We start from the raw sequence: 23,691 nt of genomic DNA, 5'->3' as shown, positions 1-23,691 counted from the left end.
TCTCAGGACCCGGTGCGCGTGATCGGGATCTTGCGGGTGCCAGAGGCGTCCCCGGCCGGCATCGACACGGTGAGGACGCCGTTGGTGTACTCCGCGGTGATGTCCTCGGGCCGGGTGCCGGCCGGCAGCGGGAGCGCCCGGGCGAAGCTGCCGTACCGGATCTCGGTGCGGTGGCGGTGGTGCTCCTCGGCCCGGCGCTCGCCCCGCAGCTGGAGCATCCCGCCGTCGACGGTCAGCTCGATGTCCTTGTCCGGGTCCACCCCGGGCAGGTCGACCCGGATGAATCGCCGGTCGTCCTCGACCCACTCCTCGACCCGGACCTGGGGCTCCGCGACCGTGGAGTTCATCCACCCCATCAGGTCGGCGAAGAGTGACTGGTTGTCGCGCTGCACCTGCTTGCTCATGGTCCGGTTCCTCTCCTCGTGCCTCTGCGGTGTCCCTGTCACGCAAGCGGCGTCGGCGCCGCGCCGACAGGGCAGAACGTCCCCGGCGGTCCGATCCTTCGTCATCGCGGGGCCCGGTACGCGCCCCGTGTCCCGCGCCGGAGCGCCCACGTCCCCACGCGCGGCCACGCTCCTCCCGGGCGGCCCGGCACCCCGCCCGTCGAGCCCCGGAGGAGCCCCCGGAGAGTCCAAGGTCATCGACGTACGGCGTCATAAGGCCCTGCGCCCGCTGGCGCGCCGCTGGCGAGGCTGGGCAGGTGACCACAGCACACGACTCCCCCGACGGCACCCCGGGCGGCTACCTCGAGCGGCACCGCCGAGCGACCGCGACAGCGGGCGTCGTCTTGATGGTGCTCCTCGGGGTGCTGCTCGGGGCGACCGTGGGCCTGCTCCTGGTCCGCCTGGTCCACCTGCTGCTCGGCGCGCTCCCGGGGATGGCATGAGCCGTCTGCCCGGGCGCCCGGCAGACGAGCCCGAGGAGCACGCATGTCCCTGACCGTCCCCGCCGGCACGTCGCTGGACCCGGCGCTGGTCGCGCTCTACAAGGACCTGCACCAGCACCCCGAGCTCGGGTTCCGCGAGCACCGCACCGCCTCCCTGGTCGCCGAGCGGCTGCGCGCCCTCGACATCGAGGCCACCACCGGGGTCGGTGGCACCGGCGTGGTCGCGGTCATCCGCAACGGCCCCGGCCCGACCGCCCTGCTGCGTGCCGACATGGACGCCCTCCCCGTCACCGAGGACACCGGCCTGGACTACGCGAGCACGGTCACCGCCACCGGCGCCGACGGCTCGGTGGTCGGGGTGGCCCACGCGTGCGGCCACGACCTGCACACCACCTGTCTCCTGGGGGCGGCGCAGCAGCTGGCCGGCGACCTCTCCTCCTGGTCGGGGACCCTGGTGCTCGTCTTCCAGCCCGCCGAGGAGCTCGCCGCGGGCGCGCAGGCCATGGTCGACGACGGACTCTACGACCGCTTCCCGCGCCCCGACGTGGTCCTGGGCCAGCACGTGTCACCGCTCCCGGCCGGGAAGATCGCCGGGCACCACGGCGCGGCCTACGCCGGCTCGGACTCGCTGCGGGTGCGGATCGTCGGCAAGGGCGCCCACGGGTCGATGCCGCAGAGCTCGGTGGACCCGGTCGTGATGGCGGCCGCGACGGTGCTGCGGCTGCAGACGATCATCTCCCGCGAGATCCCCAGCACCGAGGTCGCGGTCCTGACCGTCGGCTCGATCCACGCCGGTCAGGCCGCGAACGTGATCCCGGGCGAGGCCGAGCTGCAGTTGAACATCCGCAGCTACGACGACGCCACCCGCCAGCACATCCTCGACGGCGTCGGGCGCATCGTGCGGGCCGAGGCGGCCGCGGCCGGGGCGCCCGAGGACCCCACGGTCACGGAGTTCGAGCGCTTCCCGGTCGTGGTCAACGACGACGACGCCCTGGCCCGGACCTTCCAGGCGTTCGGCGACTGGCTGGGACCCGACCACCTGCTCGATCCGGGTGCCGGGGCAGGGAGCGAGGACGTCGGCATCCTGGCCACCAGCGCCGACGCCCCGCTGTCGTTCTGGCTGCTGGGCGGCAGCGACCCGTCGCTCTTCACCACCGGGGACCTGAGCGATCCTGCGCTGCTGAAGGTGCCCTCCAACCACTCCCCGAAGTACGCGCCGGTGATCGACCCGACGCTGTCACTCGGGGTCACCGCGCTGGTCACGGCAGCGCGGGCCTGGCTGCCGGCGCGTACTGCGTGACGCACCGACGGCCGGGGTGAGGGGCACGGCCGGGGCTCGGCCCGCCGTGCCCCTCCGCCGGGGTCAGACCGCGCAGCTCACGCAGGTGCTCGCCGCCGGACGCACCGCGAGGCGCTCTGGCGGGATCGGACGGCCGCAGCGGGTGCACACGCCGTAGCCGCCCGCCGCAAGCCGCTCCAGGGCCGCGTCGATCTCGGCCAGCCGCTGCTCGGCGAGCCGCACATGGGTGTCGACCTGCGAGCGCTCGTAGGCGATCGTGTGCCCCTCGGGGTCGTGCTCGTCGTCGGCGTTGGAGTCGCGCGAGGCCTCCACGAACCGCTCCCGGTCCCCGCGCAGCCCGGCGAGGCGGGCCACCACGGCGCCCCGCTCGGCGACCAGGCGCGCGTGGGCGTCGCGGGGTTCCTCGGGAGCGTCGGCGCCGGTCACTCCGACGCACCCGCCGTCGGCGAGCCCGACGGCGCCCGGAGGCCGGGCGTCGGCGCCTCGGACAGCTCCGGCGTCGGCGTGGGACTGCTGGTCGGCGGGGTCTCGCTGGGCGTGGCCGGGGCGCTCGGGGACGGCGTCCCGAGGTCCTCGTCCGGCGCCTCGGAGCCCCCCTCGGTCGGGGTCGCGCCGTCCTGGTCCTGGTCCGGCTGGGGGGCGCCGTCGTCGGGGCGGGTGTCGCCGTCCCGGTCGGAGCCGTCGCGGTCGCCCGAGCCGTCGCGCTCGGAGCCGCCGTCGCGGTCCCCGGTGTCCCGGTCCGATCCGGTCAGCCGGCTGATCGAGGTGCCGCCGCCCTTCTCGGAGCCGCCGGTGTAGGACGAGACGGGGTTGCCCACCACGGCCTCCACCACGCTGAGCGCGAGCACCGCGGCCGCGAACGTGCCGGCGGCGTACACGCCGATCCGGCGCCACGGCAGCGCCCGCAGGCGCTCGCGCAGGGGTCGCGGGTCGCCCTGCGGCAACACGTCGGCATCGGGGTCGCCGGCACCGCCGAGCTCGTCGAGCTCGGCGCGCGCCTGCTCCAGCCGCTCCCCCGCCTCGTCGAGCTCGGCACCCGCCCGGGGGTCCTGGGCCGCCCGCCGTACGTCGGCCTGCGCGACGCCCACCTTCTGCAGCGCCTGATGGTGCACCGCCGTCACCTTCTGCCGCGAACGCGCCAGGCCCTGGCTGTACAGCGCCGTGGTCACGGTCGCGGCCACGCTGCCCAGCGCCGCCCCGATCAGGGTCCCCGCAGCGCCGAGGGTCGAGAGGAGGACGGCCGTGGAGACCGCCGCGAGAGCGCCGGCCGTGGTCCGCACCCAGTCGATGTCGAGTCGGTCGTGGTTCTCGTCAGCCATATCGCCCTCGACGGTACCGACCCCGGGCACGGCCTGCCATGGCCCGGATCACCGACTGGGGACCGAGCAGACACCGCCGCCGCGGAATCCCGGCGAGGACGGCCGCGACGCGGGGTGCCGGCGCGTGGCCAAGACCACACCGCGGCCTGCCGGGCCGGCCCCGTCGGCGCCGCCGTGCGTGCTAGCGTCCGTGGCGAAAGGGAGTAGTCCCCAACAGCCGCGTCGACATGCTGACCTCCGGGTCCGGTGCGGCAGGCCACCTCGGTGGCGGACGAGACTTTCGACCAGTTCACAGACCCGTCACGGGCGTCTGGTCGAGAGCCGTCCCCGCAGCTGGGAGCGTCCTCGGCCCGCGCCGAGAGGAACCGATGTCCGCCTTCCTGATCTCCACCGCCGTCATCTTCATCGCCGAGCTCGGCGACAAGAGCCAGCTCATGGCAATGACCTTCGCCGCGCGGTACCGCGTCCGCGACGTGCTCATCGGCATCACGGTCGCCACCGCGGTCGTCCACCTCGCCTCCGTCGGCATCGGCTATGCGATCGGTGACGCGTTCGCCGACTACCAGAGCTGGATCGGGATCGTGGCCGGCGTGGCGTTCCTCGGCTTCGCCGCCTGGACCCTGCGCGGCGACGAGCTCACCGAGGAGGAGGCCAAGAAGGCCCGCAGTGCCTCGGGCGCGGCGATCCTCGCCGTCGGCCTCGCGTTCTTCCTCGCCGAGCTCGGCGACAAGACGATGCTCGCCACCATCACCCTCGCCACCCAGCACGGCTGGCTCGGCACCTGGATCGGCTCCACCGTGGGCATGGTCGCCGCGGACGCGCTCGCGATCATCGTCGGCGCCCTGCTCGGGCGCAAGCTTCCCGAGAAGGTCATCAAGTACGGCGCCGCGGCACTCTTCGCGATCTTCGGCGTGCTGCTGCTCGTCGAGGGCGCCATCTCGCTGTGACCAGCCCCGCGCCGGTCACCGGCCCGTTCGACACCGGTCGGGGGCAGTCATGTGAAAGGGTGAGAGAAGGCGCCGGGTGCCTCCGGCAGCGACGATGACGCCGGCGACGAGAGGCATGCACTTGACCACCGAGGAGACCGGGAACCTCCGCGCGCCGTCGCGGCGACCCGGCGAGACCTCGCTGACGGGGATCGACCGCCTCGTCGTCCTCGCGGCGCGCCTGACCGGCGCACCCCAGGCCCACCTGGTCCTGGCGGATGACCTGGCCCACCTGCCCGCCGTGCTGGGGCACGCGGCCGAGCACGGCCGGGAGCCCGGGCACGAGCAGCTCGGCGGCCCCGAGGCCGCCCCGCTCGGCCGGCTCGCCCTGGCCCACGCAGGGGAGGATCCCGACGCCGGGCCGCTGGTGCTCCCCGACACGCGGGCCGACGCGCGCAGCGCCGCGCTGGCCTGCGTGCGCGATGGTGGCGTCGGGGCCTACCTCGCCGTGCCGGTGGCGCGCGAGAGCGGCCGGATCCTCGGCGTGCTGGGCGTGCTCGACACCGCGCCGCGCTCCTGGTCCGAGCACGACCGCGATCTCCTGGAGCACCTCGTCACGCCGCTGGTCGCCGAGCTCGAGCCGACCGGCCTGAACGCCGCCCACGAGGCCGCCCGGGTCACCGGGCAGCTCGCCGTGGCGGCCGCCGGCATCGGCACCTTCGACTGGGACCTGCGCACCGGGGTGCTCGACGCCGACGAGCAGCTGCTGGAGCTGCTCGGCACCAGCCGTACGGAGTTCGACCACACCATCGAGGCCTTCGAGGCGCTCGCCCACCCCGCCGACCGCGACCGGCTGCACGACGCCCTGACCGAGGCCGTCCGGACCGGCGGGAACCATGCGGCCGACTACCGGGTGCTCCTGCCCGTCGACCCCGCGGACCCCGACGAGCTGGTCCGCTGGGTGACCGTCCGCGGACGCGCCCTCGCCGGCCCGGACGGCACCGTCTCGCGGGTCCTGGGCGCCGCCTTCGACTCGACCGAGGCGCACGCGGGCGAGACGCGCCTGGCGCGCGTGCTGGAGACGATGCCGACCGCGTTCTTCCAGCTCGGGCCCGACTGGCGCTTCTCCTACGCCAACGCCGAGGCGGAGCGGGTGCTGCGCCACAGCCGCGAGCAGCTGAACGGCAGCGTCATCTGGGAGCTGTTCCCTGCAGCGGTGGGCAGCGACTTCGAGACCCACTACCGCGGCGCGATGGAGTCGGGCCAGCCGACCATGTTCGACGCCTACTACCCGCCGCCCCTGGACGCGTGGTACGAGGTGCGGGCCTGGCCGCACTCCGACGGCCTGGCGGTCTACTTCAACGACGTGACCTCGCGTCGCCAGTCCGACGCCCTGCTCGACGAGGCCGTCCGCCGCAGCGAGCTGCTGGCCGGGGTCAGCGACACCCTGACCGGCACCCTCGACGCCGAGAACGCGGTCGCCCGGCTCGCGCGGCTGCTGGTGCCCGAGCTGGCCGACTGGTGCCTGGTGACCCTTGTCAAGGACGGCCCCGCCTCCTGGCGCCAGCGCCTGGAGGACGTCGGCTGGTGGCACGCCGACCCCGACCTGCGCCCGGTGGTCGACCGGTACGCCTCCCTGCGCATCCCCTCGCTCACCGACGACTCCTTCGTCGCCCAAGCCCTCGAGGGCGGTCGCCCCGTCCTCATCGAGAACGACGCCGCGCTGGCGATCAGCCGGGTGCTGGTCGGCGGCGAGGCCCGCGCCCTGCTGCGGACCCTCGACCCGGAGTCGGGACTGGTGGTCCCGCTGCGCGGCCGCGGGCGCACCGTCGGCCTGGTCTCCGCGTTCCGCGGGCGCGACCGCGCGGGCTTCAGCGAGGACGACCGGCGCACCATGCACGAGATCGCCGCCCGGGCCGGGCTGGCGATCGACAACGCCCGGCTCTACGGCGAGCAGCGCGCGCTCGCGGAGGGCCTGCAACGCAGCCTGCTGACCGCCCCCCCGGAGCCCGAGCACCTCGAGATCGCGGTGCGCTACGAGCCGGCCGGGCAGGCCGCCCAGGTCGGCGGCGACTGGTACGACGCGTTCGTCCAGCGCGACGGCGACACGGTGGCCGTGATCGGCGACGTGGTCGGCCACGACATCGCGGCCGCCGCCGCGATGGGCCAGCTGCGCAGCCTGCTGCGCGGCATCGCCGTGCACACCGGCGCCGGGCCCGCCGAGGTGCTGTGCGGCGTGGACCAGGCGATGGAGACCCTCGACCTCGGCACCACCGCCACCGCGATCGTGGCCCGCATCGAGCAGACCGACGAGGAGCGGGCGGCCGGCACCGCGCGCCTGCGCTGGAGCAGCGCCGGGCATCCCCCGCCGGTGCTGATCCGCACCGACGGCACCGTCAGCGTGCTCGCCCCCGAGGAGCCCAACCTGCTGCTCGGCTTCGCCCCCGACGTCGAGCGCGCCGAGGCCGAGACCGTGCTGGGCAGCGGCGACGTGGTGCTGTTCTACACCGACGGCCTGGTCGAGGAGCGCGACGAGAGCATCGACGAGAGCATCGACCGGCTCGCCGACACCCTGACCGACCTCACCGGCATGGACCTCGAGACCGGCTGCGACGAGCTGCTCGCCCGGATGCGGCCCGAGCGCCGCGAGGACGACGTCGCGCTGCTGGTGATCCGGCTGCGCTGAGCGGCTACCCGCGCGGCGGGTGCTCCTCGCCGTGGGAAGCGGAGCCGGTGGAGGCGGGCTGGCCGCCCTGCTGCGCGCTCCCGACCCGGGCACCGCCCGTCGCCGTGCCCGGGACCAGCGCGAGCTCGATGCGGCGCTCCTCGACCGAGGCCGACACCAGCCGGACCCGCACCTCCGCGCCCAGTGACAGGTCCTCGTCGGCCCGCAGCGTCGCCTCCACCGCGGGGTCCTCGATGGTGATCTCGCCGCGGCGGGGATTGTCGTCGTCCACGTCCACCACGACGGCGGCGAACTCCTCACCCACCCGCTCGTGCAGGATCCCCGCCTCGGCCAGCTCGAGCACCGCGCGCTCGTGCGCGCCGGCCACCCGCGCGGAGTCGCGCATCAGGCCCGGCAGGCTGGGCAGTGCCTCGCGCACCCACTCCGGCACCGGACGGCCCGCGCACACCGCCACGCAGACCTCCCCGGCGAACCGGTCGCCCAGGCGGCGCAGCGGTGCGGTCACGTGGGCGTACTCCGAGGCGAGCGCCGCGTGCTGCGCCTGTTCGGGCAGCTCGCCGTCGAACGCGGTGTAGCCGCTGCCGCGCAGCAGCCGGGTGCAGGCCACCACCATCGCGGCGTGGTGCGGGCGCGCGGGGTCGAGGGTGCGGATGAAGTCGGGGTAGAGCAGCTCCGCCGGCCAGTGGATGCCCAGGGCGTGGGCGGTGCGGTGCAGGCGCTGGACGTCGCGGGGGTCCGCGGGCGGCAGGGTGCGCAGCAGGCCGACCTGCGCATGCAGCATGAGCGTCGCGGCGGCGTACCCGGTGAGCAGCGAGAGCTGGGCGTTCCACTCCTCGACCGGCAGCCGGCGGCGGAAGGTGAGGCGCCAGTGCTCGCCGTCGACGGTGATCTCCTGGTCCGGCAGCGGCAGCGAGACCCCGCCGCGGGCCGCCTCGCGGGCCAGGCGCAGCGGGCCGAGCTCAGCGAGCAGGCGCAGCGACTCGGGCGCAGTGCCGGCGTCGATCTGCTCCTGCGCCTCGGCGTAGCTCAGCTGGGCACGCGAGCGCACCAGCGCCCGCTCGACCAGGACGGCCGTCCCCTCCCCCTCGGCGTCCACCTCGATGCGCCACAGCAGGGCCGGTCGGACCCGGTCCGGCAGCAGCGACGCGGCGTCCTCGGAGAGGACCCGGGGATGCAGCGGGACGGCGGCGTCGGCGCCGTAGAGCGTCTCGCCGCGGCGGCGCGCCTCGAGGTCGACGGGGTCCCCGGGGCGCACGAACGCCGCGACGTCCGCGATCGCGTAGTGCACGACGTAGCCGTCGCCGTCGCGTGCGATGTGCAGGGCCTGGTCGAGGTCGCGCGCCCCCGGCGGGTCGATGGTGAGCATCGGCAGGTCGGTGCGGTCCAGCTCGGGCAGCACCGGCGCCGCGGCGCTCTCCCGGGCCGTGGCCTCGACGTCCCCCGGGAACTCCGGGGTCACCCCCAGCTCGGCGCGGATCCCCTCGATCCCGCTGCGAAGTGACGCAGCCGCCACTCCCTCGTGGACGCTGCGGACCCGGACGACGCGACTCGACGGCATGACGGCACCATAACCACGTGCTGATCCTGCTGCCCCCCAGCGAGGGCAAGGCCGCGCCCCGGCGCGGCACGCCGCTCGACCTCGCCTCCCTGTCCCTCCCGGTCCTCGCCGAGCCGCGCGCCCGGATGCTGGAGGCGCTGGTGCAGCTGTGCACCGGCGACCCGGAGAAGGCCGCCGAGGTGCTCGGCATCGGGTCCACCCAGCTCGCCCTCGTGGGCGCCAACGCGACCCTGGCGGAGGCGCCGACGGCGCGCGCGGACGCCGTCTACACCGGGGTGCTGTACGACGCCCTGGACGTCGCGACGCTCTCCCCCGCCGCCAAGCGCCGGCTGGGCAGCCGGGTCGCGATCGCCTCGGCCCTCTTCGGCCTGGTCCGGCCCTCCGACCGGATCCCGGCGTACCGGCTCTCGGGCGGGACCACCCTGCCCGGCGTGGGCCCGGTGGCGGCGGTGTGGCGCGAGCACCTCGGTCCGGCCGTGACCGAGGCGCTGGGCACCGGGCTCCTGGTCGACCTGCGCTCGAGCGCGTACGCCGCGTTCTGGCGCCCGCCGGTCGACCTCGCGCCCCGGGTGGCGACCGTGCGCGTCCTCCACGAGTCGGGCGGGCGCCGCAAGGTGGTCAGCCACTTCAACAAGGCCACCAAGGGCCGCATCGTGCGGGCGCTGATGGAGTCCGGCGCCGACCCTCGCACCCCGGACGCGCTGGCCGAGGCGCTGCGCGAGCTGTCCTGGCACGTCGAGGTGGGCGCCCCCACGGCGAAGGGCACCCAGCTCGACGTCGTGGTCAGCGACCTCTGAGGAGGCGGGCCACCCGCGGGCGGCCTACCAGCGGGCGGCGTCGAGGAAGGCGTCGTGCGCCGGCGGCTGCGCGTTGTAGAGCCGCATCGACGCGCGGGGCTCGCTCTCGCCCGGACCCGGCGGGTGGAACGAGACCACCGTGACCGACGCCGGCGTGAGCTCCATGCGGAAGACCGCGTCGAGCGGCGCGCCGAGCGCGTGCGCGACGAGGGTCTTGATCGGGGTCACGTGGCTGACCACGACGACCGTCCGGCCGGCGTGCTCGTCCAGCACGCGCTCCAGGCCGGCGAGCACCCGCTTCTGCACGACCCGGAACGACTCCCCGCCGCGCGGCGCGTTGTCGAGCGAGCCCAACCAGGCGTCGAGCTCGTCGCGGTGGCGCTCGGCCACCTCGGCGAAGGTGAGTCCGTCCCAGTGGCCGAACTCCATCTCCGCGAAGCCCGGCTCCTCGGCCAGCCCGACCCCGAGGACCTCGGCGACGATCTGCGCGGACTCACGGGTACGACGTACCGGCGAGGCGACGACGAGGTCGACCTGCTCGGCGATCGGCGCGATCCACTCGGCGGTGGCGCGCACCTGCGCCCGGCCCTCCTCGCTCAGTCCGGGGTTGGCGCTGGCCAGGCCGCCGGAGAAGCGCTTCTCCAGGGTGTGGGCGGTGACGCCGTGGCGCACCAGCACCAGCGTGGTGGGCTCGCCGGTCCCGGCGGACCAGCCGCGGGCCTGGGCCTGGATGGTGGCCGGGCGCTCGCCCTCCGCGGCCGACGCCGGGCTCTGGATCTCCTCGAGCAGCGACTCCTCGTCGCGGGTGTCGAGGTGCACCGTCACGCCGTGGCGACGCCCGTCGAGGGCCTCGTTGGCGAGCCGGTCGGCGTAGGCGTTCTCGGCGCGCGGGACCCAGGTGTAGGTCGTGCCGAAGGGCGCCAGGGCGGTGGCCTCCGCGGCCAGCGGCACCATGTCGGGGTGCTTGATCTTCCAGCGCCCCGACATCTGCTCGACGACGAGCTTGGAGTCCATCCGGACCTCGATCTCGGCGTCCGGCGCGTGCTCGGCGGCCAGCCGCAGCCCGGCGATCAGCCCGGAGTACTCCGCGACGTTGTTGGTCGCCACCCCGAGGGTGGTGCCGTCCTCGGCGATCACCTCGCCGGTGTCGGCGTCGCGGAGCACCGCGCCGTACGCCGAGGGGCCGGGGTTGCCCCGCGAGCCGCCGTCGGCCTCGATGACGACGCGGCGCGCGCTCACAGCCCGGACTCGGCGGTGCGCACCAGGATCCGCGAGCACTCCTCGCAGCGCACGACCGTGTCGGCCGGAGTCGCCTTGATCGAGGCGAGCTCGGCGGCGTCGATGCCGAGCTGGCAGCCGTTGCAGCGGCGCTGGCGCAGCTCGGCCGCGCCGATGCCGTTCTTCGCGGCGCGCAGCTTGTCGTACAGCGCGAGCAGGTCGCTGGGCATGCCCTCGACCGACGGACCGCGCTGGGCCTCGACGTCGACGAGCTTGGCGTCGATGTCGCTCTGCTTCTCCTCGCGCGCGGTCTCGAGCTCGGCGATCTCCGCCTCGGTCTCGGTGAGCATCCCGGTGAGCTCGTCGAGACGGGCCTGCGCGGTCTCGAGGCGCTCCATGACCTCGAGCTCCTGGTCCTCCAGGCTCGCGATCCGGCGCTCGAGGGACTGCAGCTCGTGGTTCATCCGCTCGAGGTCGCGCGGGTTGGTGATCAGGCCCTGCTCGACGCGGTCGCGGTCACGGTCGCGGCGGACCTTGACCTGCTCGACGTCGGCCTCGACCTTGGACTGCTCCAGGGTCAGGTCGTCGACGTCGATGCGTGCGTCACGGACGAGGTTGGCCACGTCGGCGCGCTTGGCGGACAGCTCGGCGAGGCGGGCGATCTCGGGCAGGCGGGCACGCTGGTGCCGCAGCTGGTCGGCGCGGGTGTCGAGCGCCTGGACATCGAGAAGCTTCAGCTGGGCGTACGGGTCGGCTTTCAGCGCGGGGCTCCTGGTGCTTCGGGGTGATTCGGACGGAAGGTCCACGGATCGGTGCACGTCGTGCTGACGCGGGTCTCCACCGTATCGCCCCGCGCCGCCTTCACGCGCGCCTCCACGGTCGGCAGCCAGGTCCACTCCGCCGCCCAGTGCGCCACGTCCACCAGGGCGGGCCCGCCCTTCTCCACGAACTCCGAGGCCGGGTGGTGCCGCAGGTCACTCGTGACGTAGACGTCGGCGTCGGTGCCGAGCACCGTGTCGAGCAGGAAGTCGCCGGACCCGCCGCACAGCGCGACGCGTCGTACCGGCCGGTCGGGGTCGCCCGCGACCCGCACGCCGTGGGCGGTCGCCGGCAGGGCCGCGGCCACCGTCTCGGCGAACTCCCCCAACGTGGTGCGCGGCACGGTGCCGATGCGGCCGGTGCCGGTGACGGCGATCTGCGGGTCCGCCAGCTCGACCACGTCGTACGCCGGCTCCTCGTAGGGGTGCGCCCGCAGCATCGCGTGGACGACCCGGGCACGCAGGTGGCGCTCCACCACGACCTCCACGCGCTCCTCCGCGACCACCTCGGGCACCCCCACCTGGCCGATGCTCGGCTGGGCACCGGCCAGCGGGCGGAACCGGCCCTCGCCCGGGGTGGAGAAGGACGCGTGGTCGTAGTCACCGATCCGCCCGGCCCCTGCCTCGGCCAGCGCGGCGCGGACCACCTGGGCGGCGTCGACCGGGACGAAGACGGTGAGCTTGTCCAGCGCCGCCGCGGGTGCGCTCAGGATCGGGCGCAGGTCGCTGAGACCGAGCGCGAGTGCGAGGGACTCCGAGACGCCGCCCTCAGCCTGGTCGGCGTTCGTGTGGGCGGTGAGCAGCGCGCAGGACGCCATGGCCAGCGTCGCGAGGGCGCGGCCCTTCGGGGTCGTGGCCGGTACGCCGTGCACGGCCTTGAGGAACATCGGGTGGTGGACGACCAGCAGGTCCGCGCCCCACTCCACGGCCTCGCGAGCGACGGCCTCGGTGGGGTCGACGGCGAACATCACCTTCGACACCTTCGCGTCCGGGTCCCCGAGGACCAGCCCGACGGCGTCCCACGACTCGGCCGTGGCGGGCGGGTACCACCCGTGGAGCAGGTCGACGAGGTCACGGAGGGTCGTCTCGGAGGAGGGCATGGCGCTCAGGCTAGCCGGGCCCCGTGGCGCCCGAGGACTACGCTCGAGGACATGTCAGTCGTGAAGATCAACGCCATCTCGGTCCCGCCGCAGGCCGCCGAGGAGCTCGAGCGCCGCTTCGCGGAGCGCGCCCACACCGTCGAGGGCTCCCCCGGATTCGAGGGCTTCGAGCTGCTGCGCCCGACCGCCGGCGAGGACCGCTACTTCGTCGTCACCCGCTGGGCCGACGAGGAGTCCTTCGCGGCCTGGCGCGACGGCGACGCCCGCACCGCCCACGCCGGCCAGCACGGCAAGCCCGTCGCCTCCGGCGCCAACCTCTTGGAGTTCGAGGTCGTCCTCGACGTCAAGCCCTCCGCCTGACCCCTGCCTCTGCCCGAGTCGGCGCTTGTGGTTGCGCGAGTCGGCGCTTGTGGTTGCGCGAGTCGGCGCTTGTGGTGGGACTCCTGGGGAGAACTGCGCCACAAGCGCCGACTCGGCGCGCCATTGACGCCGACTCGGCGGGGTGTCAGTTGACCTGGCGGTCGCGGCCCTCCCAGTACGGCGCGCGCAGCTTGAACTTCTGCAGCTTGCCGGTGGCGGTGCGGGCGAGGTCGGTGCGGAACTCCACGGCGGTCGGGGCCTTGTAGCCCGCGGCGCGCTCCTTGCACCAGGAGATCAGCTCGGCCTCGGTGACCTCCTCGCCGCGCGCGAGGACGACGAGCGCCATGATCGTCTCGCCCCACTTCTCGTCGGGCACCCCGATCACCGCGACCTCCGCGACCGCGGGGTGGGAGAAGAGCACGTCCTCCACCTCGATCGAGGAGACGTTCTCGCCGCCGGTGATGATCACGTCCTTCTTGCGGTCCTTGATCGTGAGGTAGCCCTCCGCGTCGATCGTGCCGCCGTCGCCGGTGTGGAACCAGCCGTCCGCGAGCGCGGCCGCGGTCTCCTCCGGCTTCTCCCAGTAGCCCTCCAGCACGACGTTCGAGCGGGCCAGCACCTCGTGGTCGGGCCCCAGCGCCAGTCGTACGCCGAGGGCCGGAGCACCCGCGCGCACCAGCTTGGCGGCCCGCTCGTCGGGGCTGAGGTGGTCCCACTCCTGGCGCGAGCGGTTGATGGTGAGCAGCGGGGAGGTCTCGGTGAGGCCGTAGATCTGGATGAACTCCCAGCCCAGCTCCTCCTCGACCCGCGCGACCGTCCGCGTCGGCGGCGGGGCGCCGGCGACGATGATCCGCACCCGGTCGCGTCCGGGGATCGGCCCGTCCCAGGTCTGGGCGGCTTCGAGCACCGCGGCGACGACCGCCGGCGCCGCGCACATGAAGGTCACTCCGTGCTCCTCGACGCGCCGCAGGATCTCGGCGCCGTCGATCTTGCGGATCACCACCTGCTTGACGCCGAGGCCGGTCGCTGCGAACGGCATCCCCCAGCCGTTCGCGTGGAACATGGGCAGGGTGTGCAGGTACACGTCGCGGTCGCCGACCCCGGCGTGCATCGCGAACGTGGTGGCGTTGACCCAGATGTTGCGGTGGGTGATCTGCACGCCCTTGGGCCGCGCGGTCGTGCCGGAGGTGTAGTTGATGCAGGCGGTGGCGTTCTCGTCCGGCTCCCACGCGACCGGCTCCGCGCCCGGCGCGGCGTACAGGGTCTCGTCGTCGCCGAGCACGAAGCGGTGCTCGCAGGTGACCGACGCCAGCGCCTCGTCGACCTCCGGGTCGACGTAGAGCACCCGGGCGCCGGACTGCTCGACGATGTACTGGACCTCCTCGGGCCGCAGCCGGAAGTTCACCGGCACCAGCACCCGGCCGAACCCCGCGACCCCGAAGAACGAGGTGAGCAGCCGCGAGCTGTTGTGGCTGACGACGGCGACCCGCTCCCCGACCCCGATGCCGAGCTCGTCGAGCCGCGCGGCCTGGCGGCGGGCGAGCTCGCCGATCTCGGCGTAGGTGAGCTCGCCCTGGCTGGGGGCGGGCTGGGTGGGCTCGTCGACGACCCCCACCCGGTCGGCGTACACCCCGACCGCACGCTCGATGAAGTCGGACACACTGAACGGGACGATCACGGGCACTCCTCGGCTCGACCTGGTCTGGGGTGGATCTGGGAGGTGACGCACGACACTGTAGTGACGCGGTACCCGCCCCGCGGCCGGCGCCGATCCGCTGCGGCGAGCGGCCGGTCGGCCTCGACGAGCGGCAGCGCGTGGATGAGAGTCCTCTCATCGTGCTCTCACCCCGGGCCCATCGTGGGGCAGGATCGTCCTCATCATGAGCAGGCTGGGGCAGGTCGTCGTCGGGCTCGGTCTCGTCCTGCCGCTCGGCGGGTACGTCGCGGGTGCACTGGCGGTGTCCTCCGTGCCGGACCCCGCGCCGCGTCCGGCCATCGTCCTGCCCACAGAGCCCGCGCCCGAGCCGGTGCCGGGCACCACGATCACCCGCTCCCCCGAGCCGGACGCGGACGACCGGGACGACCCGGACGACGACATCGACGTCGTCGTGCCGCAGCCCGGGACCCTCGACGACCTGGACGACGACGACAAGAACGACGACGGCGACGACGACCGGGGTGGGGACGACGACTGAGCACCCCCCGGCCGGCCGCCCCCGGGCCCGGCTGCGCAGGTCCGGGGTGTCGGTGCGCGCGCGCATCACCGCCACCGTCGCCCTGCTCGTCGGCCTGACCCTCGGCGGCGCCGGCATGATCGTCTACCTGGTCGAGAGTCAGCGCATCGAGGCCCAGACGACCGAGGAGGTCGAGCAGGAGCTCGACGAGTTCGACCTGCTCAGCCGCGAGGGCGTCGACCCGCAGACCGGCGAGCCGTTCGCGTCGGTGAAGGACGTGCTGGTGCTCTTCATGGAGCGCAACGTCCCCGACGACGACGAGCTCCTGGTCGGCTGGGTCGGGGACCGCCCGGTGGTGCGCTCCCCCGCCGACCCGCTCGCCCAGGACCCAGCCTTCCAGGACGCCGCGCGCCCGCTGGTCAGGGACGGCGGCAGCACCCGGTTGGACACCTCCGAGGGCGAGGTCCTGATCGCCAGCCAGCCGCTGGTGCGCGGACGCCAGCACGGCGCGCTGCTCGTGGCGGTCAAGCTCGCCGAGGACCGCGCCGAGCTGATCGACACCATGCGCACCTACGCGATCGTGTCGTTGTTGTCGATGCTGCTCATCACGGCGTTCGCGTTCTGGCAGTCCGGTCGCCTGCTGGCGCCGCTGCGCACGCTGCGCGAGACCGCCGACGAGATCGGCGCGACCGACCTGTCGCGCCGCATCCCCGAGTCCGGCAACGACGACATCACCGCCCTGACCCGCACCGTCAACAACATGCTGGCCCGTCTGGACGCGGCGTTCGCGGGCCAGCGCGAGTTCCTCGACGACGCGGGGCACGAGCTCAAGACGCCGCTGACCGTGCTCCGCGGCCACCTCGAGGTCCTCGACACCGGCAGCCCGAGCGACGTGGCCGAGACCAAGGAGCTCCTGCTCGACGAGGTGGACCGGATGTCGCGACTGGTCGGCGACCTGATCCTGCTCGCCAAGAGCGACCGTCCGGACTTCGTCCGGCTCGCGCCCGTGGACCTCGCCGCCCTCACCGACGACGTCGCGGCCAAGGTCCGCGGGCTCGGCGAGCGCCGCTGGGTCCTCGACTCCCGCGCGGAGGGCACGGCGTACGCAGACGCGCAGCGACTGACCCAGGCGATGCTCGCGCTGTGCGACAACGCCATCAAGCACACCGGGCCCGGCGACACCATCGCACTGGGCTCGGCGCGGGACGGCTCGCGGCTGCGCTGGTGGGTGCGCGACACCGGTCCCGGCGTCCCCGAGGCCGACCGCGAGCGGATCTTCGAGCGCTTCGGCCGCAGCGCCGTCCCGGCCGACGACGAGGGCTTCGGCCTGGGCCTGTCCATCGTCCGTGCCATCGCCCACGCCCACGGTGGCACCGTGGCGCTGGACCCCACCTGGACGGAGGGGACCATGGTGGTGCTGACCGTCCCCGCCCGCACCGAGCACCCGGAGGTCCCCGCGTGGCCCGCATCCTGATCGTCGAGGACGAGGCGCGGATCGCGTCGTTCGTCGCCAAGGGCCTGCGCGCCGAGGGCCATCAGGCCACCGTCGTCGCCGACGGGCCGGGCGGGCTGGATCGCGCCCTGAGCGGGGACTTCGACCTGATGGTGCTGGACATCGGGCTGCCCGGGATGGACGGCTTCGAGGTGCTCGAGCAGCTGCGGGCGCAGGGCTCCCGGATCCCGGTGATCGTGCTCACCGCACGCGACTCGGTGACCGACACCGTGTCGGCGCTGGAGGGCGGCGCCGACGACTACATGCCCAAGCCGTTCCGCTTCGCCGAGCTGGTCGCCCGGGTGCGGCTGCGCCTGCGCCACGCCCAGCCCGGCGGCGAGGCCGGCGCCCGCGACGCGGTGGAGGCCGGCGGCGTCCGCCTGGACCTGCGTACCCGCCGCGCCAGCGTCGCCGGCCACGAGGTCGACCTGTCGGCGCGCGAGTTCGCCCTCGCCGAGATCTTCATGCTCAACCCCGGTCAGGTGCTCTCGCGCGAGCAGCTGCTGGACCATGTCTGGGGCCTCGACTTCGACCCCGGCTCCAACGTGGTCGACGTCTACGTCGGCTACCTGCGCCGCAAGTTCGGCGCGGCGCGCATCCAGACGGTCCGGGGCATGGGCTACCGGTTCCTCAGCGCACCTTGAACCCCGCGAAGCGCGCCCGCGGCTGACGCGCCAGGGCGGGCTCGAGCGCCTCGGCGAACTCCGCCGGCAGCGGTCGGCGCGCGGGGTCCTTCTCCAGGCCCGCCGCCAGCACCTCGACGACCTCCCCGGGCACCCCCTCGGGCAGCGCCCGCGGAGCCTGCACCAGCTGCGGCCACCGCTCGCGTACGTCGCGTGCCTCCGTGTCCCCGGACTCGAAGGGCCGGTAGCCGGCGACGGCCTCGAACACCGTCGCCGCCAGCCCCCACACGTCGCTCGCCGGCCCGGGCGACACCGGGCCCTCGGGGTCGGCCTGCTCGGGAGCGAGGTAGGCGTCGGTGCCGATCACGCTGCGCAGCGAGGCGGCCGCCTCGATCGGCCGAGCCACGGAGAGGTCGATCAACCGGGCCGGTGCCCCCATGATCACGTTGGCGGGCTTGATGTCGAGGTGGGTCCACCCGAGGCGGCGCAGGTAGTGCAGGGCGCCGGCGACCTCGATCGCCAGCGGCAGGTACTGCTGCTCCGGGAGCGGGCCGTACCTGCGCACCAGCGTGGACAGCCGCGGCCCGTCGACCTGTTCGAGGACGACGTGCGGCCGTGGGCCGTCCAGCTGGTGGCGCAGGCCCCGCACCACCACCGGGTGGTTGACGGTGCCGAGCGCCTCCACCTCCCGGCGCAGCCCCCGCAGGCTGACCGGGTCCTCGACCTGGCCCGGGCGCAGCACCTTGACCACGACCGGGCCGTAGGTGACCTCGTCGAAGGCGAGGTAGGCCTCGTAGGCCGACCCACCGCCGAGCAGGCGCACGACGCTGAGATCGGGCGTGATCAGGTCGCCCTCGTGCAGCTCCCACCCGTCTCGGGCGGGCTCCACGGCCGGGCTGGCGGCGGCCACTGCGGGCCGGGCCGGGGCGGTGGTGACGCTCATCTGGCTCTCCTCCTGCTCGTGCTCAGCGGCGGCGGACGCCGCGGGTGTCGTTGCGCGAACGGTCGTTGGTGGAGTTCTTGGTGCGGTCCCGGGTCTTGTCCCCGCCGTCACGGGTCCAGTCCTTGGTGAGGTCGCCGCGGCTGCGGTCGCGGTCCCGGCTCACGGCGGTCACCCGGCTGTTGGTGTTGTCCGCGCGCGAGCGGCTGTCGCCGGTGTCGCGGCTACGGGTGTCGCGGGTGGCCTTGGTCTTGCCGTCACGGGTGAAGGTGTCGGCGTCACGGCCGAAGGTGTCGTCGTCGTCCTCGTCGTCGACCGCCATTACCACGTCGGGCTGGTCGTCCTTACGCTGGTAGGCGCCCTCGTCGGCGGCGACGCTCGGGGTCTGGAACGCGACGAGACCGGCCGCGACGCCTCCGGCGACGCCCAGGGTGGCCATGCTCACGAGCTTCCTCATGATGGTTCCTCTCCGCCGGGTGCGAGCCCGGCACGCAGGGGGGATGGGGATGGTCCGCCCCCGAGTGGCGGCGGATCCGTGCTGGCACCGACCACTCTGATCGGCCGCGGTGAGCCGGCGATGAGCCCACGATGAGAGCACTCTCACGTCCGGCGGATGCCACCCGGCGGGGCACGGGGGTTTATCGTTGCTAAGCACAACAATTGTCGTCGACAACCTTATGGAGCACTGCATGAGCACACCCACCGTCGCGGCCGGTTCCCCGGCCGCATCCCTCACCGGACCCTCGGGAAGTCCGTTGAAGCCTCTGGTGGGGCTGCTGCTCGGCATGTTCGTCTCCATGCTGGCCACGACCGTCGTCAGCACCTCGCTGCCGGTGATCCTCGCCGACCTCGGGGGCGGCCAGACGGCCTACACCTGGGTCGTCACCGCGACCCTGCTGACCACCGCCGTCTCCACCCCGATCTGGGGCAAGCTGGCCGACCTGTTCGACCGCAAGCTGCTGCTCCAGCTGGCCCTGGTGATCTTCATCCTCGCCAGCGCCGCCGCCGGCTTCGCGCAGAACAGCGAGTGGCTGATCGGCTGCCGCGCCATCCAGGGCATCGGCGCCGGTGGTCTCGGCGCGCTGACGCAGATCGCGATGGCGGACATCATCTCCCCGCGCGAGCGCGGCAAGTACATGGGCCTGTTCGGCGGCGTCATGGCGCTGGCCACCGTCGGCGGACCGCTCATCGGCGGTGCGATCACCGACCTCTCCAACTGGCGCTACAACTTCTACGTCGCGGTCCCGGTGGCCGTCGTCGCGCTGGTGATGATCCAGAAGACCCTGCACCTGCACCCCTTGCCGAAGCGTAAGGTGAGCATCGACTACGCCGGCATCGTGTTGCTGTCGGCGTCGGTCTCCACGCTGCTGATCTGGATCTCCCTGGTGGGCAGCTCCTTCGACTGGGCCAGCTCCACCACCGCCTGGATGGTCGGTGGCACCGTCGTCGGGATCGCCGCGTTCATCGCCGTCGAGCTGCGCTCCAGCGAGCCGCTCATCCCGCTGACGCTGTTCCGCAACCGCACCTTCACCTGGGCGGTCATCGGCAGCCTCTCGGTCGGCGTCGCGATGTTCGGCACCACCGTCTTCCTCTCGCAGTACATGCAGCTGGCCCGCGGCGCCTCGGCCACCGAGTCCGGCCTGATGACGCTGCCGATGATGCTGGGCCTCTTCCTGGTCTCCTCCATCGCCGGTCGCCAGATCACCAAGACCGGCGTGTGGAAGCCCTACGTGCTCGGCGGCTCGATCCTGCTGACGATCGGCATGGGCCTGATGGGCACGATCGAGTACGACACCAACTTCGTGCTGGTCTCGGTCTACATGTTCGTCCTCGGCTCCGGTGTCGGCCTGGTGATGCAGAACCTCGTGCTCGTCGTGCAGAACGCCGTGCCCCCGCGCGACCTCGGCGTCGCGAGCTCGGGCGTGAACTTCTTCCGCACCGTCGGCGGCACCATCGGCGTCGCCGTCCTCGGCGCGGTGCTCGGCAACAAGGTCACCTCCCACATGGCCGAGCGCGCCGGGGACCTCCAGGCGGCCATCGGCTCGCTCGGGTCCCAGGGCAAGGAGGTCGCCGCGGCCCTGCAGAGCGGCTCCATCCCCGCGGTGAGCAGCCTGCCCGAGCCGGTGCGGGCCATCGTGGAGTCGGTGTACGGCGCCTCGGTCGCCGACATCTTCGTGGTGGCCGCTCCGATGGGTCTGCTGACCGTCCTCGCCGTGGCCCTGCTGCCGAACCTCGCGCTCGGCACCCTGACCCGCCACGAGAAGTTCACCGCCGAGGAGGACGCCGTGGCCGTGGCCACGACCGCCGAGGCGGCCGCCGGCCAGAACGGACCGGAGCACCCCGGTGACGGACGCGACCACCGCGGCTGAGCGCGCCGAGGCCGTCGAGGACATCGAGGTCCAGTTCACCCGGATGGCCGCGGCCTCGCGGCGCCGGATGCGGGACCACGCGGACTCGGTCCACCCCGGCCTCAACCCGCTCGGCTTCGCCGTGCTCACCGCGTCCCGGCGCCTCGGGCGCTCTCCGCAGAGCGCCCTCGTGCACGCGCTGCACGCCGACAAGGGCGCGGTGAGCCGGGCGGTCACCCAGCTCGAGCAGCTCGGGCTGGTACGCCGCGAGTGCGACCCGGGCGACCGGCGCAGCCAGCTGCTCGAGGTGACCGAGTCCGGCGCCGCTGCCCTCGAGGCGTCCGATGCCCGGGCCCGCGAGCTGCTGCACGGGCGGCTCGACGGCTGGACCCTCGGCGAGGTCCAGCGGCTGCGGGAGCTGCTCACCCGGCTCAACGACGCCGACATCACTCCCCCGGCCACCGGGTCCGGGCACGCGGAGCCCGGTGGCTCGGTAGCCTGAGGGGGCACCCGAGGAGAGAGACCCGATGAGCACACCGCTGCTGTGGACGCGAGCCGTGGTCCTCGCCACGGCCGCGCTCGGTGCCGGGGTCGTCTCCCACGTCGCCGCCGACGGTGCTCTCCCCCATCTCGTCGCGCTCCTGGCGCTGCTGGGGCTGAGCACGGCGGCCGCCGTACCGTTCCTGCGCTCACGCGCCGGCACCGGCCGGCTGGTCGCGCTGGTCGTCGGCGGCCAAGCGCTCACCCACGTCGCGCTGAGCGCGCTCGCCGGCCACGCCGGTGACCGCGCGAGCACCGCAGCAGCCGCGACCGCACCGGCCGGCCCCGTCCTGGCACCGGTCACCGACTCCTCGGGCCGTCGTACCGGCCCGCTGCTCGACCAGTACGCCGCCGCGTCCGGCGCCGCCCCCGGCGAGCACGCGACCGATCCGCTCTCCTGGGCCACCGGCCTGGTCGGCCACCAGCTCGCGCACCTCGCCGAGCAGGGCCCGGCGATGGTCCTCGCGCACACCCTCGGGGCCGTGGCGCTCGGGCTGTGGCTCGCGGTCGGCGAGACCGCGCTGTGGCGCCTCATCCACCTCGGCATCGCCCGGATCGAGACGGCGACCCGCGCCCACCTGGTGCTGCGCGCCGGGCTCGCCCTCGTCCGCGACACGCTCGCCGCCGGCCGGCCCCGCCCGCCGGCCACCACCGTCTGGCGGCCGGCGCCGGACCGCCTCCTCGGCCACGACGTGGCCCGCCGCGGGCCGCCGCGTCTCCTCCCCGCCTGAGCGCGACCGCGTCCAGGCGACCGCACCGGGTCCAGAGACGGACCCGGCCCCGGCGCGCGTCCGTGCGCCAGCCACCCCTGTCTTGGAGGAGACCAGATGCACCGCACCACCACCCGCCGCCTGTCCGCCCTCGGCGCGCTCGCCCTCACCGGCGCCCTCGCGCTGACCGCCTGCGGCGAGGACACCGAGCAGGCCGGGCCCGCGGCCACCAGCGGACCCGAGATCGTCGTCACCGACCCCTGGGTCCGTGCCACCGACGGTGCCGAGGACACCTCGATGACCGCGGCGTTCATGGACCTGGCCAACCAGGGCGACGAGGCCGTCACGCTCGTCTCCGCCTCGAGCGAGGTCGCCGGCACCGTCGAGATCCACGAGATGGCCCACGTCGACGGCAAGGCCGTCATGCAGGAGGCCGCGGACGGCGTCGAGCTCAAGGCCCACGGCGGCCAGCTGCTCCAGCCCGGCGGCTACCACGTGATGCTCATGGGGCTCTCCGACGACCTCGACGCCGGCGACGAGGTCGAGCTGACCCTGGAGTTCTCCGACGGCAGCACCCAGGAGGTCACCGCCCCGGTGAAGGCCTTCACCGAGGAGGAGGGCGGCTACCACGACCACGGCTCCCACGACCACGGCGACGACGAGGACCACGAGCACCCGTGAGCACCTCGGGAGTCGGACGCCGCGGCTTCCTGGGCTACGTCGGCACGGCGGTCGCGGGGGCGGCCGCCGGCGTCGGCGGGGCGACCCTCGCCGGATCGAGCGGCCGCGCGGAGGAGCAGGTCCCGGCCGGCGACGCCGCCGACAGCTCGGCCTGGGCCGGGCGCACCATCGCGCCGCACGGACCGCACCAGCCGGGGGTCGCGGCACCGGCCGCCCACGTCACCGAGGTCGTCGCCCTGGACCTGCTGGCCGGCACCGACCGCGACGCGCTCGGCCGGCTGATGCGGGTGTGGACCGGGGACGTCGAGTCCCTCACCCAGGGCCGCCCGGCGCCCGGGGACACCGCGCCGTGGCTGGCCACCGCGAACGCCGACCTGACCATCACCGTCGGCGCGGGGCCCGGGGCCTTCGGGCCGCGCCGCCTCGGCGCTCCCCCGGCCGGCTTCGGCGAGGTGCCCCCGATGCGCCACGACCGGCTCCAGGAGCGCTGGACCGGCGGGGACCTGGTGCTGTTCGTCGCCGGGCGCGACGCCACCACCGTCGCCCACGCCGTACGACGCCTCGTGGCGGACGCGGCGCCGTTCGCGACCCTGCGCTGGCGCCAGCAGGGGTCCTGGAACGGCACCGGTCCGCAGGGCCAGCCGGTGACCGGGCGCAACCTGTTCGGGCAGGTCGACGGCTCGGCCAACCCGCAGCCGGGCACCGCGCTGTTCGACGAGACGGTCTGGATCCGCGAGGGCGCCTGGGCCGGCGGCACCACCCTGGTGGTGCGCCGGATCCGGATGGACCTCGACACCTGGGACGAGCTGACCCGCGAGGAGCAGGAGCGCTCCGTGGGCCGTCGCCTCGACGACGGGGCGCCACTCACCGGCAGCAAGGAGACCGACGACATCGACCTCCGGGCCCGGTCCGGCGAGCGCCTGGTGATCGCCCGCGACGCGCACGCGCGCCGTTCCCACCCGGGCCTCAACGGCGGGCGCCGGATCTTCCGCAAGGGCGCCAACTACGTGCTCGACACCGAGCGCGGCGTGGAGTCCGGGCTGGTGTTCTCCAGCTTCCAGGCCGACCTGCTGGACCAGTTCGTCCCGATCCAGCAGACCCTGGACGAGCTGGACTCGCTCAACGAGTGGACCACTGCGATCGGCTCGGCGAGCTTCGCGGTGCTCCCGGGCTTCGAGCCCGGCGGCTGGCTGGGGCAGTCCCTGCTCGCCTGAG

Annotated in this window: 24 protein-coding genes; 14 read left to right on the top strand and 10 right to left on the bottom strand. The window is 74.2% G+C overall.

The window, feature by feature from the left end; all coding sequences use genetic code 11:
• Nucleotides 1-2: 2 nt before the first annotated feature.
• Nucleotides 3-404: an Hsp20/alpha crystallin family protein gene (locus tag HOQ23_RS07210; protein ID WP_172213294.1), complete on the bottom strand. Its 402-nt coding sequence runs from the start codon at nt 402-404 to the stop codon at nt 3-5.
• Nucleotides 405-700: 296 nt separating this feature from the next.
• On the opposite strand from HOQ23_RS07210, the gene HOQ23_RS07205 reads away from it, so the two are divergent.
• Together HOQ23_RS07205 and HOQ23_RS07200 are read left to right on the top strand one after the other, a co-directional pair.
• Entirely contained in the window at nt 701-886 is a 186-nt protein-coding gene (locus HOQ23_RS07205) for a hypothetical protein (RefSeq protein WP_172213293.1), read from the top strand.
• A 43-nt stretch (nt 887-929) separates the two neighbouring features.
• Nucleotides 930-2,186 carry an amidohydrolase gene (locus HOQ23_RS07200; protein ID WP_172213292.1) on the top strand — a complete coding sequence of 419 codons (1,257 nt, stop codon included), beginning with the start codon at nt 930-932 and terminating at the stop codon, nt 2,184-2,186.
• A 63-nt stretch (nt 2,187-2,249) separates the two neighbouring features.
• Here the strand turns inward: HOQ23_RS07200 and HOQ23_RS07195 are convergent, their stop codons facing one another.
• Both HOQ23_RS07195 and HOQ23_RS07190 read right to left on the bottom strand, forming a co-directional pair.
• Complete coding sequence (locus HOQ23_RS07195; protein ID WP_367650417.1) at nt 2,250-2,612, bottom strand: TraR/DksA family transcriptional regulator; 363 nt, start codon at nt 2,610-2,612, stop codon at nt 2,250-2,252.
• Complete coding sequence (locus HOQ23_RS07190; protein ID WP_172213291.1) at nt 2,609-3,505, bottom strand: hypothetical protein; 897 nt, start codon at nt 3,503-3,505, stop codon at nt 2,609-2,611. Before HOQ23_RS07190 ends, HOQ23_RS07195 begins: the two co-directional genes overlap by 4 nt.
• A 368-nt stretch (nt 3,506-3,873) precedes the next feature.
• Between HOQ23_RS07190 and HOQ23_RS07185 the strand changes: the two genes are divergently transcribed.
• Together HOQ23_RS07185 and HOQ23_RS07180 are read left to right on the top strand one after the other, a co-directional pair.
• Entirely contained in the window at nt 3,874-4,452 is a 579-nt protein-coding gene (locus tag HOQ23_RS07185) for a TMEM165/GDT1 family protein (protein WP_172213290.1), read from the top strand.
• A 115-nt stretch (nt 4,453-4,567) separates the two neighbouring features.
• Nucleotides 4,568-7,117, top strand: coding sequence for a SpoIIE family protein phosphatase (locus HOQ23_RS07180; protein ID WP_172213289.1), 2,550 nt, complete (start codon nt 4,568-4,570; stop codon nt 7,115-7,117).
• A gap of 4 nt (nt 7,118-7,121) precedes the next feature.
• Here HOQ23_RS07180 and HOQ23_RS07175 read toward each other — a convergent pair whose 3' ends face one another.
• Complete coding sequence (locus tag HOQ23_RS07175; RefSeq protein ID WP_172213288.1) at nt 7,122-8,675, bottom strand: RNB domain-containing ribonuclease; 1,554 nt, start codon at nt 8,673-8,675, stop codon at nt 7,122-7,124.
• A 17-nt stretch (nt 8,676-8,692) separates the two neighbouring features.
• Here HOQ23_RS07175 and yaaA point away from each other — a divergent pair, with 17 nt between their 5' ends.
• A complete protein-coding gene (gene yaaA, locus HOQ23_RS07170; RefSeq protein ID WP_172213286.1) occupies nt 8,693-9,472 on the top strand; it encodes a peroxide stress protein YaaA in 780 nt (259 codons plus the stop codon).
• A 24-nt stretch (nt 9,473-9,496) separates the two neighbouring features.
• On the opposite strand, the gene HOQ23_RS07165 is transcribed toward yaaA, so the two are convergent.
• The 3 genes from HOQ23_RS07165 to HOQ23_RS07155 are packed head-to-tail and all read right to left on the bottom strand — an operon-like array spanning nt 9,497 to nt 12,608.
• Nucleotides 9,497-10,711, bottom strand: coding sequence for a bifunctional RNase H/acid phosphatase (locus HOQ23_RS07165; RefSeq protein WP_172213284.1), 1,215 nt, complete (start codon nt 10,709-10,711; stop codon nt 9,497-9,499).
• The gene (locus tag HOQ23_RS07160; protein WP_367650416.1) at nt 10,708-11,496 is read right to left on the bottom strand and encodes a zinc ribbon domain-containing protein; all 789 of its coding nucleotides are present in this window, start codon (nt 11,494-11,496) and stop codon (nt 10,708-10,710) included. The genes HOQ23_RS07165 and HOQ23_RS07160 overlap by 4 nt, the downstream gene beginning before the upstream one ends.
• Nucleotides 11,448-12,608, bottom strand: a complete 1,161-nt coding sequence (locus HOQ23_RS07155; protein WP_172213282.1) for a Nif3-like dinuclear metal center hexameric protein — start codon at nt 12,606-12,608, stop codon at nt 11,448-11,450. The genes HOQ23_RS07160 and HOQ23_RS07155 overlap by 49 nt, the downstream gene beginning before the upstream one ends.
• A gap of 51 nt (nt 12,609-12,659) precedes the next feature.
• Between HOQ23_RS07155 and HOQ23_RS07150 the strand changes: the two genes are divergently transcribed.
• A complete protein-coding gene (locus tag HOQ23_RS07150; protein ID WP_172213280.1) occupies nt 12,660-12,968 on the top strand; it encodes an antibiotic biosynthesis monooxygenase in 309 nt (102 codons plus the stop codon).
• 145 nt (nt 12,969-13,113) lie between these two features.
• Here HOQ23_RS07150 and HOQ23_RS07145 read toward each other — a convergent pair whose 3' ends face one another.
• Nucleotides 13,114-14,646, bottom strand: a complete 1,533-nt coding sequence (locus HOQ23_RS07145; RefSeq protein WP_172213279.1) for an AMP-binding protein — start codon at nt 14,644-14,646, stop codon at nt 13,114-13,116.
• A gap of 202 nt (nt 14,647-14,848) precedes the next feature.
• On the opposite strand from HOQ23_RS07145, the gene HOQ23_RS07140 reads away from it, so the two are divergent.
• Genes HOQ23_RS07140 through HOQ23_RS07130 form a run of 3 tightly spaced genes read left to right on the top strand, consistent with a single transcriptional unit; the run spans nt 14,849 to nt 17,278 of the window.
• Nucleotides 14,849-15,163: a hypothetical protein gene (locus HOQ23_RS07140; RefSeq protein ID WP_172213277.1), complete on the top strand. Its 315-nt coding sequence runs from the start codon at nt 14,849-14,851 to the stop codon at nt 15,161-15,163.
• On the top strand, nt 15,147-16,616 hold the full coding sequence (locus tag HOQ23_RS07135; protein ID WP_367650415.1) for an ATP-binding protein: 1,470 nt from the start codon (nt 15,147-15,149) through the stop codon (nt 16,614-16,616). Before HOQ23_RS07140 ends, HOQ23_RS07135 begins: the two co-directional genes overlap by 17 nt.
• Nucleotides 16,601-17,278: a response regulator transcription factor gene (locus HOQ23_RS07130; RefSeq protein ID WP_172213275.1), complete on the top strand. Its 678-nt coding sequence runs from the start codon at nt 16,601-16,603 to the stop codon at nt 17,276-17,278. Before HOQ23_RS07135 ends, HOQ23_RS07130 begins: the two co-directional genes overlap by 16 nt.
• On the opposite strand, the gene HOQ23_RS07125 is transcribed toward HOQ23_RS07130, so the two are convergent.
• Entirely contained in the window at nt 17,265-18,200 is a 936-nt protein-coding gene (locus HOQ23_RS07125) for a serine/threonine-protein kinase (protein ID WP_172213273.1), read from the bottom strand. The genes HOQ23_RS07130 and HOQ23_RS07125 overlap by 14 nt on opposite strands.
• 22 nt (nt 18,201-18,222) lie before the next feature.
• Nucleotides 18,223-18,654, bottom strand: coding sequence for a hypothetical protein (locus HOQ23_RS07120; RefSeq protein WP_172213271.1), 432 nt, complete (start codon nt 18,652-18,654; stop codon nt 18,223-18,225).
• Nucleotides 18,655-18,886: 232 nt separating this feature from the next.
• Here HOQ23_RS07120 and HOQ23_RS07115 point away from each other — a divergent pair, with 232 nt between their 5' ends.
• The 5 genes from HOQ23_RS07115 to HOQ23_RS07095 all read left to right on the top strand — a co-directional run bounded on the left by HOQ23_RS07115 (nt 18,887) and on the right by HOQ23_RS07095 (nt 23,690).
• Nucleotides 18,887-20,566, top strand: coding sequence for an MDR family MFS transporter (locus HOQ23_RS07115; protein ID WP_172213269.1), 1,680 nt, complete (start codon nt 18,887-18,889; stop codon nt 20,564-20,566).
• Entirely contained in the window at nt 20,541-21,047 is a 507-nt protein-coding gene (locus HOQ23_RS07110; protein WP_172213267.1) for a MarR family transcriptional regulator, read from the top strand. Before HOQ23_RS07115 ends, HOQ23_RS07110 begins: the two co-directional genes overlap by 26 nt.
• A 25-nt stretch (nt 21,048-21,072) precedes the next feature.
• Entirely contained in the window at nt 21,073-21,816 is a 744-nt protein-coding gene (locus HOQ23_RS07105; protein ID WP_172213265.1) for a hypothetical protein, read from the top strand.
• A gap of 96 nt (nt 21,817-21,912) precedes the next feature.
• Nucleotides 21,913-22,476 carry a copper chaperone PCu(A)C gene (locus tag HOQ23_RS07100; RefSeq protein WP_172213263.1) on the top strand — a complete coding sequence of 188 codons (564 nt, stop codon included), beginning with the start codon at nt 21,913-21,915 and terminating at the stop codon, nt 22,474-22,476.
• Entirely contained in the window at nt 22,473-23,690 is a 1,218-nt protein-coding gene (locus HOQ23_RS07095; protein ID WP_172213262.1) for a Dyp-type peroxidase, read from the top strand. The genes HOQ23_RS07100 and HOQ23_RS07095 overlap by 4 nt, the downstream gene beginning before the upstream one ends.
• The last annotated feature ends 1 nt before the right edge of the window (nt 23,691 follow it).

The organism is Nocardioides sp. zg-DK7169, assembly GCF_013155365.1.
Lineage (GTDB): Bacteria > Actinomycetota > Actinomycetes > Propionibacteriales > Nocardioidaceae > Nocardioides.
The sequence above is the reverse complement of the archived record's forward strand: the minus strand, read 5'-3'. Positions and strand labels throughout refer to the sequence as shown.

Excerpts from the sequence above, each read along its gene's own strand:
- HOQ23_RS07210 (WP_172213294.1), bottom strand. The coding sequence starts at position 404 with ATGAGCAAGCAGGTGCAGCGCGACAACCAGTCACTCTTCGCCGACCTG.
- HOQ23_RS07200 (WP_172213292.1), top strand. The coding sequence starts at position 930 with ATGTCCCTGACCGTCCCCGCCGGCACGTCGCTGGACCCGGCGCTGGTC.
- HOQ23_RS07190 (WP_172213291.1), bottom strand. The coding sequence starts at position 3,505 with ATGGCTGACGAGAACCACGACCGACTCGACATCGACTGGGTGCGGACC.
- HOQ23_RS07185 (WP_172213290.1), top strand. The coding sequence starts at position 3,874 with ATGTCCGCCTTCCTGATCTCCACCGCCGTCATCTTCATCGCCGAGCTC.
- HOQ23_RS07180 (WP_172213289.1), top strand. The coding sequence starts at position 4,568 with ATGCACTTGACCACCGAGGAGACCGGGAACCTCCGCGCGCCGTCGCGG.
- HOQ23_RS07175 (WP_172213288.1), bottom strand. The coding sequence starts at position 8,675 with ATGCCGTCGAGTCGCGTCGTCCGGGTCCGCAGCGTCCACGAGGGAGTG.
- HOQ23_RS07155 (WP_172213282.1), bottom strand. The coding sequence starts at position 12,608 with ATGCCCTCCTCCGAGACGACCCTCCGTGACCTCGTCGACCTGCTCCAC.
- HOQ23_RS07150 (WP_172213280.1), top strand. The coding sequence starts at position 12,660 with ATGTCAGTCGTGAAGATCAACGCCATCTCGGTCCCGCCGCAGGCCGCC.
- HOQ23_RS07140 (WP_172213277.1), top strand. The coding sequence starts at position 14,849 with ATGAGCAGGCTGGGGCAGGTCGTCGTCGGGCTCGGTCTCGTCCTGCCG.
- HOQ23_RS07125 (WP_172213273.1), bottom strand. The coding sequence starts at position 18,200 with ATGAGCGTCACCACCGCCCCGGCCCGGCCCGCAGTGGCCGCCGCCAGC.
- HOQ23_RS07120 (WP_172213271.1), bottom strand. The coding sequence starts at position 18,654 with ATGAGGAAGCTCGTGAGCATGGCCACCCTGGGCGTCGCCGGAGGCGTC.
- HOQ23_RS07115 (WP_172213269.1), top strand. The coding sequence starts at position 18,887 with ATGAGCACACCCACCGTCGCGGCCGGTTCCCCGGCCGCATCCCTCACC.
- HOQ23_RS07105 (WP_172213265.1), top strand. The coding sequence starts at position 21,073 with ATGAGCACACCGCTGCTGTGGACGCGAGCCGTGGTCCTCGCCACGGCC.
- HOQ23_RS07100 (WP_172213263.1), top strand. The coding sequence starts at position 21,913 with ATGCACCGCACCACCACCCGCCGCCTGTCCGCCCTCGGCGCGCTCGCC.